Genomic DNA, 12,506 nt, shown 5'->3' with positions numbered 1-12,506 from the left:
CTCCCCTTCTGGGCTCCGTTGTTGTGGCCATTCCGTAACCCAGGGTTTCACCCTGGGCTATGATGGACCCGCCCCTACGGGATTGAAATTTGTGTCGCTTCTTACTGTTTCTGAACCAGATGAACGAATACGTCAACGGTCGCGTCCATACCCAAGGAATCGAGAACTTTTGGGCTTGCCTCAAACGGTCGCTTGCCGGAACCTACGTCGCCGTAGAGCCGTTCCACATGGACGCATACATTGATGAGCAAGTATTCCGCTACAACACCCGTAAAACCCACTCGGACGAAACCCGCTTGGCGAAGGTTCTCTCTCAGGTCGCAGGACGCCGCCTGACCTATAAGGAACTGACCGGGAAAGAGGTGCAAACGGCTTTCTAAGCTTTTGCTCGGCAAAAGACAGGGACGCGGTAAGCACATGATGAAACCCAAATAGAAAACCTCCAATGAGGATCGGAGGTCATTTGGTTTGCGGCGCACTCAAATCATGCCACGAGGTGCGCCTAAATGCCAAACATCACGTTTAAAGGGAAGCTCCATTGCCCGGACGCTGAAGCTTCTAAAATGCTGCTTCTTTCCATTCCTTCGGAGGAGGAAAGTCTAGAAGAGCCAATCGAGTCTCTTCCTGTAAATAGCGATAGGTTTGATGGCACTGGCCACAACCCCAAGAAAATCCTTCAGGGAACATCTCTCCTATCTCAAGCTGTCCCTCGTACACGCCGTGATACTTGAGCAGATCCACCGTTCGACATTTGGGATTCTTGCAGTCCAGCACGAGATAAACGTACTTTGTCATGGGGCAAAATTATAGGCGTTTGCGCGGCCGCTTTGTGGCTTTCTCTTCCGCAAGCCTGCGCTGCATCTCTGGTTTTGAAACCTTCAAGACTTGCTTCAGTACAGCTTGGAAGTTCTCTTTTTCCATCAGGCTTTTATCCTATCTTGCATATCCATCTTTATTTGCAGTTCGAGCATGGACGCTGCGATTCTGACATCCACATTTTCCGGAATGACACTGTCATTCATTAGCGTTTCCAGCATTGACTCAAGGCTATAAAACTTCAGCAGGGGCTGATGGTAACTATCCTTCTTGTCCGCCAACATCTGTCTTAACGCCCACCTCATACCGTCCTTAGGGCGACGAAGCAGGTTCTCGAAATAATGAGTCAATTCGTAGGCAAACAGATCGGCGGCTTGAAGGGCTTGAATGTTCTTGGGAAAGTCAGATGCGTAGCTTTCCATTGCTGCCGAGAACATGGTATTTTGGCTTTTCATGGCGTGCCATAGTTGTTCTGCGCGTCCCTGGTTGCGAGGAAGCGCACTTCCTGAATTAATCGCACCAAACGTATCTTGATAGGCGTAAACCATCGCTACCTTCTCAGGACTAAATGGGTCTTCAATGTTCAGTCCGCATATAGAACAGCCGTGAGTGGCGTGCTGAAAGGCCATATAATAAGGATCTACAAACCCCTCTTGGAGTTGCGGGGGGAGTGCGTCGAATCCGTCGATAGATACGACACAACCAACATAGCGAATATTCCTGGACACAATCGCATTAACCAATTTTCCAAGAAACTCGCGCCTCTTGGACTCATCCCACCCAACATAGGGGCCAACGCCGGGAACCATCACATAATCCTTCATGTGGAACCATTTGCCGCCGATGTACTCATCTAAAACTGTCTGCCAGTCATCGGTAAAGGATTCCCATACGGCGGATTCTGCGATCAGACCTCCCATTCCCACGAACCTACACTTCTCATCTACAGAGTGCCCAGATTCGTCTAGATAGGCTTTTAGCATAAGTAAGTACCGTTTCTTGCTTTTCGCAGGATGCAATACGTCCGCGAGCGCAGATATTGAACTAAGCCTTTTAAGTCCCCCAATGCTCTCATTAATTTGTGCTTGCACTTAAAAATTCTTTGCCGCCGGATTGGTTTGGGCGCTACCCTGTCACGGCTTACATAGAGTAATCACCTCAAGACTGGTTAGTTAAGTATGTTATTGCCGTTGCATCCCCTTCCAGCCCGCTAATGCAGGCGCACGCTCAGGATGACGATTCTGTGGGGGAATGATGAAGAACAGAGGCGTGCAACTACTTGTTCTTGCGCTAGAGTGGTGAGTCGTTCATTCGTTGAAGAACCAGCATTACCGCATAGCGCGAAGCGCAAACCGTGACGCTTTAGCGTCGCGGGGGCGGAGGGATCCGTAGCCTAAAGGCTACGGCTCCCTCCGTCTCCCTGATGCTGAAGCATCAGGGAACGCGCTTCGCGCTGTGCTGAACAGACCATCCTTCTTTAACAAATTAACGACTCACCACACTAGCGTGGGTTAGCCAACGTATTTATTGCCGAAGCATCATCCTGAGAGGATGCGACTTTTTGAATTGTCTGGGATGGAAGCAGAAGCGGATTGTCCGGCACAAATATCAGCCCCGCAGGGGCGGCTCCATCACAGCCCAGGGTGATGACGCAAAGCGCGATGCAAACGTTTGTGGCGCGCTTTGCGTCTAGGGTGAAACCCTGGGTTAGGGAATCGCCACAAGAGTCGAGCCCTGAAGGGGCGATCTATCGCGGATGCTCCGATAGGTCGCCCTTTCAGGGCTCTGCATCCTCTTAGCACCGTAACCCAGGGTTTCACCCTGGGCTGTAATGGAGCCGCCCCTACGGGGCTAGGATTTGTGTCGCGCATGCGCTTCTGTCTCCATCCCAGACAATTCAAGAAGTCATTCGCTCAGGATGACGATTCTGTGGAGGGATTGAAAAGAACATAGGGGTGCAGCTACTTGATCTCGCTCTACCCCCAAACACCTGACATTATTCACCGGTAAAGATCGCCGGATCGCTCGTGCTGGGGCGACCCGTTTCAACGTGGCCGGCAAAGCGCCGCAAAAACTCTGGTGCTTCTGCGACAGTGACAGACAGGTCGTACCACGCTGAACTGGATTTCAGTACCCAGGGGTCGTCCACACTCTTTCCGGGGTGGAGAGTGTAAGTGTGCGGAGCACCGCCATAGGCGTTGGCGATCGTCAGGCTGCAGGGGGCTGAACCTGTGTTCGCCAGTGACAGCGATACATTGCCTGCCGCGACATCGTAGTTCACCCTGACTTCGGGGTTGGGTTTGCCGTGAGAGGCTGCTTCGGCTGCATTGCCACGAAACCGGCAGAAGTATCCATTGGGGCCATAGACGGAGAGATCGTAGATCCCTTGTGTGTCGGCGGAGAGCCAGTAATCGGAGAAGGAGTCGCCCGTCGAGATCGTATAGCGGCGTGGGTTGTCGTCGGGCCTTCTGCCGTCGTACACATAAAATGCCGCGCCGGAGTCGCCTGTATTGGCGAAGTCAATCCAGACCTTCTCTCCAACGGAGTGCGTCTCCTGATCTCGGAGACGGCAGTGAGCAAATAGCTCGTAGGGGATAGCGCGAGCTCTGCGAGTTCCGGGTTCCTGTTGAGGCATCGATTGCGCGGCCGGCACATGATAGGGCTGGTGCAGAGACGCCAGATGTTTTGGTACTTCAAAGCGAACTACGCCGGTGTCCGGGGTGCCGGAGAAATCGAAGGCCGAGGTCAGGTCGCCGCAGAGAGAGCGTCGCCACGCGCTGATGTTCGGTTCGGGAATGTCGAAGCGGGCTTCGAGGAATCGCAGGACGGACGTGTGATCGAAGAGTTGTGAGCAGACCCATCCGCCGGTAGTCCAGGGGGAGATGATGAGCATCGGGACGCGCGGCCCCAGGCCGATCGGCTGTATCCCCCCGGGATCGGCATTCGGAATCACGGGGCGTTTGTTTTCGGGGTACTTGTCGAGATCCAGGAACTCATCGCCAAGGCTCTCTACAAGGTCTTTCGACACCATGCCTTGTGCGTTGGGCTGGTTTGTCATCGGGGGCATGGGTGGGACGATGTGATCGAATTGGCCGTCGTTCTCGTCGTAGTTGAGGAACAAGACCGTCTTGCTCCAGACCTCGGGATTGGAGGTCAGAGCTTCCATGATCCGGTTGATGTAGTAAGCCCCATCGGTGGGGCAGGCCTCGGGATGCTCGCTGTACTTGTAGGGCGCGACGATCCAGGAGACCTGGGCCAGGCGGTTGTTGACGATGTCTTCGCGGAACTCGACGAGCGTGTGGTCGGAGACGCCCTTGGTCACAAGCGGGCCAGTAGGGGAGGCGCCTTCTTTGACCTGGTATTGCGAGAAGAATTCGAGCGAGTTGTCGGTGTAGTTATCGGTCGGCGTGCCGGGCTCTCCTGAGCCGCCCTGATAGAGCTTCCAGCTAACGTTGTTGGCTTCGAGGCGCTCGGGATAGGTCGTCCAGGTATAGCCGTTGGTGTGGGCGCGTTCGTCCATGCCGGGGCCGTTCGGCTTTTTGCCGTAGGCGTTGCGGGGGTCGATGGTTCCAGACCACAGATAGATCCGGTTGGGTGCGGTGTTGGAGTGGATGGAGCAGTGATAGGAGTCGCAGATGGTAAAGGCATCGGCCAGAGCGTAGTGGAAGCTCACGTCTTTGCGCTTCAGGTAGGCCATCGTGACGACGTCCTGCTTCTGGTTAACCCACTGGTTATGTTTGCCGTGGTTCCAGGCGAGATGGCCGCTGCTCCAGCCATGATCGGTTCCGGGAGAAAATTCCGTCGTAGCCTGTGGGTTCAGATAGAACGGCAGCACATGAGTCGCGTTGTGGCTTAGACCTCGCGAATGGTAGCGGCTGGTATGAACGGTGGCGGGGGGTTGATACCAGATGGGCTTGCCGTTGGGCAGGCGCACGGGGCGCGGGTCATTGAAGCCGCGCACTCCTTTGAGGCTGCCGAAGTAGTGATCGAAGGAGCGGTTCTCCTGCATCAGGATGACGACGTGCTCCACGTCCTTGATCGTGCCGGTGGCGCGATTGGCGGGAATGGCAAGCGCCTTGAGGATGCTGGGCGGCAGCATCGAGGCTCCCGCGGCGGCTCCTGCCGATTTTGCGGCGGTGCGCAGGAAGTCGCGTCTGCTTTTCATATGCTTCATCGGGAACACCTGAGGTCTTTCAAGTTAACGGTCTGGTCAAGGTATAGCGGTTGTTCCGCATCGGCGAAAGGTTCTTAACGGTTCGACAACGTCCTGAGAGGTTGATTCAAGGGCACTTGGAAGAGAAGGTTCGCCTTCGTGTAACGCAATGTAAATCTTAGGGCGTGTCATTCAACTGCATTTAGAGTGCAGTTGAACGGTACAAATAGCCTGCTGTGGCAAGCCCCGGAAGGGCACGGTTTCAACCGTGCCGAACAAGCACGACAAAAACCATACCACTCTGCCGAAGGCTGGAGTGAAGCCCGTAGGGCGCAACGACTGAATTGCCTTCCTTCGTGCGGCTCAGGCTGCATAAGGACCACCGGGGACACATTCGCGGATGTGGCCACCCGTTTCGCCGCAATCAAACGAAAGCAATTCAGTCGCTCCGGCTACGCCTCCGCTTCAGCGTTACCACCCAGCGAGCAAAAAGCTGCTCGCCGGGGCCCGGTTCTTCGGCAGAGTGGAAAGAGGCTTCGCTCAGGCATGTGCGGCACGGTTGAAACCGTGCCCTTCCGATCTGTGTCTCATGGAACTGTTTGCATAGCTCGACTTTTCTCCAGGAGCAGTTTGATGACATGCCTTACGCGAACTCATTTTCCGGCAGCGAGGGAAGGGCATTGCCAGAGCTAAGGTCTGAGTCCAGGTTGCTGTGGTTCCATTTGCGGGCCATGATTCCGGCGGATACGAGGGAGGTGACCAGCAGAAGATTGAACAGGTTGTCCCAACCGTAGTGATGAGCAAAACGCGTCACCAGATAGGGTGAGAACATCTGGCCGATAGAGCCGACCCCATTGACGAACGCGAGCGCCCGCCCTGCCTCACGATGAGGAACGCTTTCCAGCACGGCGGTCGACACGATCAAGGCATCGGGGCCGTAGATCAGGATGCCCATCAGGGAGATGCTGGTCGCGCTTGCCCACCAGCCCATGGTACTCACCAGCGGTTCCATCAATGACATGAAGCCGAGGGCGAAGAGCATGATGGCCGCAACAGGGTACCGGCGCGCCTGGAAGTAGCGATTGGAGATATAGGTGGCCAGTACGGCTCCCACGAAACCGAAGATCTCAAACAGGGAAGAGGTTGAGCCGGCCAGAACGTCCGAGTAATGCACGGTCTGCACAAGATAGAGAGGCAGCCAGAAGAGCAGGGCATAGCGCGTCATCTTAAGGAAGAAGTACATGGCCGCAATGGTCTGGATCTCCGGGCGGCGAATGACGATTCGCCAACTTGATTTGGCGGGGCCCTGATCTTCGACGGACAACGGCGGCAGTCCGGCATCTTCCGGCTCGTCCCGGGTGGTCAGGTAGAAGTAGATCGTCAGCGCGGCGAGCAGTACTGAGGGCAACAGGTAGCTGCGCTTCCATCCAAGGGCGGGGAACAGAAGAGGTGTTGTTGCGCACCATGCCGCGAGGCCGGTTGCGACTACGCCGCCCAGCGAATAACTTGCGCTCCACCATGCCACGACTGTGGAGCGTTCTCTGCGGTCAAACCAGGAGGACAAAAGTTTTGCCAGGGCAGGGAAGCCGCAGCCCTGACCCAGTCCATTGAGCATCTGCAGGATCAGAAGCGACCGATGTGTATGCCCCAGCACCATCGCCGCTGTGCTGACCGCGGAGATGAGGCCTCCGATCAGGGCGGTAATGCGCGAACCTTTCATGTCCGCAAGAATGCCGGCAAAGAACTGTCCGATGGTGTAGGCCAGGCCAAAGACAAAGAGCAGGTTGGCGACCTCGCCAAGACTGGGGTCTGCTCCAGGCAGCATCTGCAGAATCTTCACATCTTTGCGGCAGAGATAGTAGCCCGCGTACAGCAGCCAACTGGACGAGAAGACGCTGGTTCTCCAGTGGCTATAACGGGCTTGTTGCTTGCGGTCCAATTTCTGCTCCTGTCGCTGCTTCAGAGAGATGAGTTACGGTTGGTGCGCATAGATTTCAAGACGTGGGGACAAATCGCCTCTCCATACGGCTTGCACGACCTGTCCCATTTCGGTCTCCTCGGTCAGTTGAGAGGGAAAGTTATTCTTGCCGGAGAGGACCTCGGTCAGCTTGTTGATGGATTCTGCGTCCGTACCGGCGATCCAAAGCACGTCAGGATGGTCGGGAAAGAGGGTGAGAACGGCTGCGTGCTGCGTTGCGGGGAGATCCGATTTTGAACTGGCCCGATCTACCAGGTGCGCTGATCCCGCCTGACCCGCCAGGAGATAACGAAGCCGTTTATCGGCTGCAAACTCTGGGGATGTGGTCTCGGAACTGTGAATAATGACCGCCTCGCTGCTGAGATCAGTCTGCTTGTCATCGCCTTCGGCCTTTTGCGAACTCAGCAACGGTTTGAGATCGTACCTGCCCGCAAGCCAGATCATCGGCAACAGGGCTTGCGCTATCTGATCCGGCAGAGGCGTCTGGGGTGTGGCCTGGTCGGATGCTTTGTCTCCATTCAGGATCAGCATGACGTTTTTCCCCTGCAACCGCGCGTCCCAAAACTGGTGGTAGGGATCGCCGCTTTGCATCTGCTGCCGCAAAAACAACGCGCAGATAAAGAGTGCGATCAATGCCGGACGCATAATGACGACGATATTGAGGGGAAGAACGGTAAGCCGGGGCTCGAGAGGACGGGTGTCCTGAGGTTTGACCGCTATTTCGATAGCGGCGGGGGGCGGCGTCTTTGACGAGTCCGGCTCCGGCACAAATCTTGGACCGTACGATCCAGGCAATAACTCGATGCGGTAACCGCTCTTGGATGACTGCGTCGAGTAGTACGAGCGCAGCCGCTTTCTTACCTCATTGGCCCGGACACGCACGGTAGCGTCGGAGCTCGGATCGTAGGAGACATCGCGGCCGAGAAGATCCAGGCCGATGCTGCGCTCCTTTAAGGAGTCGAGACGGCCGTCGAGGGTGACCTGCACGATGTAGTGCAGGAACTCGCAGCTCTTTTTGCTGGTATGAAAGCTGGGGCTGGCGAGGATCTCTGCAAGCTCCTCCTGTACGGCTGCCCTGAGGCGTGCTGCCTCAACGAAGCTCTCCGGTTCTGGTGGAGCGACCTCTGTCACAGGCAGGCTAAGTGGGTCAGCCTCCTCTAAGGCCTCGATTGCCATTGATATGGATCGTAACCTCGGTTTGTTAATGCTGTTTGAATAAGAACCTCTCTGATTTCAGAACCAAATCTAAAACCAGCGCTATTGGCCGGCCATGAACGTTTCATTACATCTCTGCAAACACGGGTTCCGTAAGCCTTTTAGATTCAGCGGTCAGCGAAGTCGCTAAACCGTTAAGAACCTACCGGTGCCTGGTAAATACCGCTAAGGTCGTGGCTGTTTCACCCATTCAAAAAGGCCGTTCACTCTACCTCGTCCAGAGTCCACTCTGCTCACGACCTCCGAGGAGAGCACGGTACGCCCTTCAACTAATTTTTGCGGCCATTCGCTGCATTCAGGAGCCCGAGACGTTATGAAGCATCCAGACATCTCCATCCGCCAACGCGGGACTGCCACTGTCCGCGTGCCCCTCTTTCTTTTGTTCCTGGTTCTGTTTTTGCTGTCCGGCAATCTGCAGGCGCAGTCGGTTCAGGGCGTGATCCTTGGAACGGTCAAAGATACGAGCGGCGCCCTTGTCCCCGGCGCGACGGTCAACCTGAAGAGCCTTGATGAGGGTACGGTCCGCACGACGCAGTCCAACACCTCCGGCGATTATTCGTTCCTCGATACGAAGGCCGGACACTACACGCTTGAGGTCTCGTTTAACGGGTTCGAGAAGTGGGCGGCAACCGACATCACGCTCGCTGTCCGTCAACAGCTCCGTGTGAATGCCTCGATGGTGGTGGGAAGCATTCAGCAGGAGGTCCAGGTCTCGGGCGATACGGTCAGCACGATCGATACGGACACTCCGACGATCAATGCGGTCTACAACGCGGAGGATGTTGCCAACCTGCCCGTCAACACGCGGGCCAGCGCCAACGGCACCAGCGCGTTGAGCATTGTGGGCACACTTCCTGGTGTGCAGGCTGACCACGGCCAGTTCGCCCTGCAGGGTGGGTTGCCGTTTGAGACGGAAGTCTCCGTCGATGGCATTACCATCAAGGGCGCGACCGGCAACGGTCCTCTTGCCGATGCCTTTCCCTCTTCCGAATCGATCTCTGAGTTGCGCGCAGACGGCGCGATGAACAGCGCTGAGTTTGGCGACCCGGGCGAGATTATTGCGACGACCAAGGCCGGGACCAACAAGATCCACGGTTCCGTGTTCTGGTACCACCAGAATGCCGCCTTCGATGCGATTCCTTATACCGATCCGATCACAACGACCAAACCGAAGCTGATTGGCAATACCTATGGTGCCAGCTTCGGAGGTCCGGTCGTTATTCCTCATGTCTACGACGGGCACAACAAGACCTTTATCTTTGGTGTTTATGAAGGATGGAGACATCCCTCTCAGACGCAGGAATCGTACACCGTTCCCAGCACCCTGATGAAGCAGGGTGACTTTTCGAAGTACATGGTCCTGGGGCCGGATGGAAAGACGTATGTTCCCTTGGCGGGACTCACCAATCCCTTTACCGGCGCCAGCTATGGAACCAAGCTGCCTTCGGTCAATGCGGCTGCGCAACAACTGCTTTCGTTCTATCCCGATCCAAATGTTGGTGATCCAACGTCCTATACCGACAATGGAATCGCTAACTACAACGTCAATAAAGATTCCAGCGGGCGTTCCGACCAATTCGATATTCGTGGCGATCAGTATTTTGGTGCAAACCAAAAGTTTCTTCTCTGGGGCAGGTACACCTGGAAGGATTATCCCATCAACAGCCCTGAGCCTCTGGCGGTTCCATCGGCGCAGAACACGAACTCAAATCGTGTTCTGAAGATCAGTGCCAATTGGACCATCAAGCCGAATCTCATCAATGAGACCGGGTTTGGCTATACCCTCAACACCAGCGGAAAGACCGACAGCTTTGACGGTAAGAGCTTTACACAGGGCCTGGGGCTTAGTGGTCTGCAAAACCTCTTCTACAACGGCATTCCTGAGCTCGACTTCAATCACCTCAGCCATCTGAATGCCGATCGTTTGAGCTCACTCACGAAGTCCAATACCTACGACTACTCGGATACCCTGACCTGGTCGAAGGGCCATCATGAGTTCAAGTTTGGCGGAAGCATCCAGACGGTGGAGGCTATTACGCCCCTTGGTTTCAATGGCTCCGATAACTACGGAACCTTCCAGTTCAATACCAGCGGCAGCGCCGGTTTGTTCACAGGTGTGGACTTCGCCGACTTCCTGACAGGTCTGCCCTATCAGACCTTCTACGACGTAGTGCAGCAGGACAACGACGGAAAATCGACCCACTATCAGTTCTTTGCCCTGGACCAATGGAAGGCCAGCGACAAGCTGACGCTGAGCTACGGCATACGGTATGAATTGCAGCCCGGCTACTTCGATCCGGGCGGAGATATTGGAAACTTCGATCCCAGTGTTCCTTTATCCGGTCGTGCCATCTATCCCGATGGGAAGTCCAGCCTGTTGGCACGGAGCTTCCTGGCCAGCGCCAATGCCTGCGATCCGGATGGCGTAAACAACACCAACTCGGCGACCATCAACGGCGCTCCCTGTATGCCAGTGGAGACCAATACCCAGGCCGGCTTTCCGGCAGGCCTGAAGCATTATCCGCATCTGCGCTTCATGCCACGTTTCGGTTTTGCCTATCGCCCGTTCAACGATGAAAAGACATCGATTCGCGGTGGTTTCGGTCTGTACAACGTCACGTTGCTCGGATCGAACTTCTACTCTCTGACGGGAACCCTGCAGGCGCAGACGTCGAACTATACCAACACCTATAACGCCACAACGCATGCTATTGGCTTCCAATGGCCAGAGATCTTTTCTGGCGCAGGCAATGGCGGTGGCTGCTCAACCTGCTACGGAACGAGCTACTTCGGAACGGCGAACAGCACGAACTGGAAAGATCCTTATACCGAGCAGTGGTCGTTGAGCATCGATCACGACTTTGGTTCCGGCTATGCGGGACACCTGTCGTATATCGGTTCGGAGACGCACCAACTGGTCTGGGCGCCGGATGAAAATACTCTTCCGTTCTCCAGCACCACACCCGCAACGGTCCAGCCATTCAGCGCACGCCTGTTCCCGAACTGGGGACGCATCAATACTCGCGCCACCGGAGCCAACGAAAGTCTTCATTCGCTTCAGGCGGAGTTCAATCATCGTCTCCGCAATGGGCTGGAGTTTGATTCCTCCTGGACTTATTCCAGGGCGCTTGCCGACAACCAGGGGCCTGCCAACGTTGGCTATGCGAGTGAAAGCGGAGGCTCACGCGCCACCTCGATCCTCGATCGCCATGCCGACTTTGGAAACGTCTACGGCACACGCCGCAACCGCTGGAATACGTCGATGGTGTATGACCTTCCCTTTGGACGTGGACGTGAGTTTGGAACGCATATGTCCCGGCTTGCCGATGCGGTTGTGGGCGGATGGAGACTCTCGAATATCTTCCTCTGGCAGACGGGACCCTTCGAGTCGCCCTACTATCCGGACGGACAGGGTGACGCCTCCGGTACGGGTTCTGGTCTAGATGGCACGATCACCGGTTTCGACGGTGGTCATCGTGACCAATACCCAGACCGGGTAGCGGGAGTGAGCTGGAAGCCAGCGCATCAAAGCCGCACACAGTGGGTCAATCCTGCAGCGTTTACCTGCCCCGGATATACGGGATGGACGCCCGGCACGCCTTGCACGACCGGCAGTGGCTCAGGACCTTTCCCCAATCCAATCGGCCGTTTCGGTAATGCAGGCGTTGGTTCTATTGTCGGCCCGGGAACAGTCAATCTCTCTACCGGGCTCAGCAAGGTGTTTTCGATTACCGATCGGGTCAAGCTGAGAGCGGAAGGCACCTTTACCGACATTCTCAACCATGCCAATCTTGGAGATCCGAATATGGATATCAGCTCTCCGAGCTTTGGTCTGGTCACCGGCACGATTCAACAGGATTCGGGTGGCGCGCGTTCGGGCCAGGTCTCCATGCGTATCGATTTCTAAATCGTTTGGCACATAACCAGGAATGGCGTGACCCATAGGGTCACGCCATTCCTGGTTATGTGCGTGGTGGAGGTATTGCGCGGACGCCCGCAGCTTGGCTGTGCGGCAATGAGGCGCGCTTTTGCTCCCTGGTTTGGGCCGGAGAAGAGGCTCGGTAGCGGGGTGGAAGTGCCGCCCAGCGATGCCGAACCATGGATCTCGGAGCATCGCAGCCATGGAGATCCTTGACCGTGGTCTTGCACGTCCACCGGCGATGCTGGGCGACCCTGTTCTTTATCAATTCCGCCATGCGAATGTGCCGTGAGGAATAAACTGGCCAGGCAGGGAGCGCCACCCTGGCTTTTACATGGCAAAGCGATGACATTGAGCTGACAAATTCATGACAACTGGCTGAAGAGGATGCAGCTACTCTACGGTATATAAAACGAAGTATGCCA

Annotated in this window: 7 protein-coding genes; 3 read left to right on the top strand and 4 right to left on the bottom strand. The window is 55.9% G+C overall.

Annotated features, from left to right (window positions below):
• Positions 1–119: 119 nt before the first annotated feature.
• Positions 120–380, top strand: a complete 261-nt coding sequence (locus HDF15_RS05435; protein ID WP_184253509.1) for a transposase — start codon at positions 120–122, stop codon at positions 378–380.
• Between the two features lie 540 nt (positions 381–920).
• Here the strand turns inward: HDF15_RS05435 and HDF15_RS05430 are convergent.
• From HDF15_RS05430 to HDF15_RS05415, 4 genes are all read right to left on the bottom strand, one after another.
• On the bottom strand, positions 921–1,799 hold the full coding sequence (locus HDF15_RS05430) for a DUF3800 domain-containing protein (protein WP_409254864.1): 879 nt from the start codon (positions 1,797–1,799) through the stop codon (positions 921–923).
• Between the two features lie 1,013 nt (positions 1,800–2,812).
• Complete coding sequence (locus HDF15_RS05425) at positions 2,813–4,990, bottom strand: phosphocholine-specific phospholipase C (protein WP_184253506.1); 2,178 nt, start codon at positions 4,988–4,990, stop codon at positions 2,813–2,815.
• Positions 4,991–5,612: 622 nt separating this feature from the next.
• The gene (locus HDF15_RS05420; protein WP_184253505.1) at positions 5,613–6,908 is read right to left on the bottom strand and encodes an MFS transporter; all 1,296 of its coding nucleotides are present in this window, start codon (positions 6,906–6,908) and stop codon (positions 5,613–5,615) included.
• A gap of 33 nt (positions 6,909–6,941) precedes the next feature.
• On the bottom strand, positions 6,942–8,123 hold the full coding sequence (locus tag HDF15_RS05415) for a hypothetical protein (RefSeq protein ID WP_184253504.1): 1,182 nt from the start codon (positions 8,121–8,123) through the stop codon (positions 6,942–6,944).
• Positions 8,124–8,475: 352 nt separating this feature from the next.
• Here HDF15_RS05415 and HDF15_RS05410 point away from each other — a divergent pair, with 352 nt between their 5' ends.
• Together HDF15_RS05410 and HDF15_RS25765 are read left to right on the top strand one after the other, a co-directional pair.
• Positions 8,476–12,069 (top strand): TonB-dependent receptor, encoded by a 3,594-nt coding sequence (locus HDF15_RS05410; protein ID WP_184253503.1) that lies wholly within the window; start codon positions 8,476–8,478, stop codon positions 12,067–12,069.
• A gap of 181 nt (positions 12,070–12,250) precedes the next feature.
• Positions 12,251–12,373, top strand: coding sequence for a hypothetical protein (locus HDF15_RS25765; protein ID WP_260330858.1), 123 nt, complete (start codon positions 12,251–12,253; stop codon positions 12,371–12,373).
• Positions 12,374–12,506: the final 133 nt, after the last annotated feature.

It is taken from the genome of Granulicella mallensis (genome assembly GCF_014203225.1).
Classification (GTDB): domain Bacteria; phylum Acidobacteriota; class Terriglobia; order Terriglobales; family Acidobacteriaceae; genus Granulicella; species Granulicella mallensis_A.
Note: the sequence above shows the minus strand (reverse complement) of the source record. Positions and strands in the feature narration are given on the sequence as shown.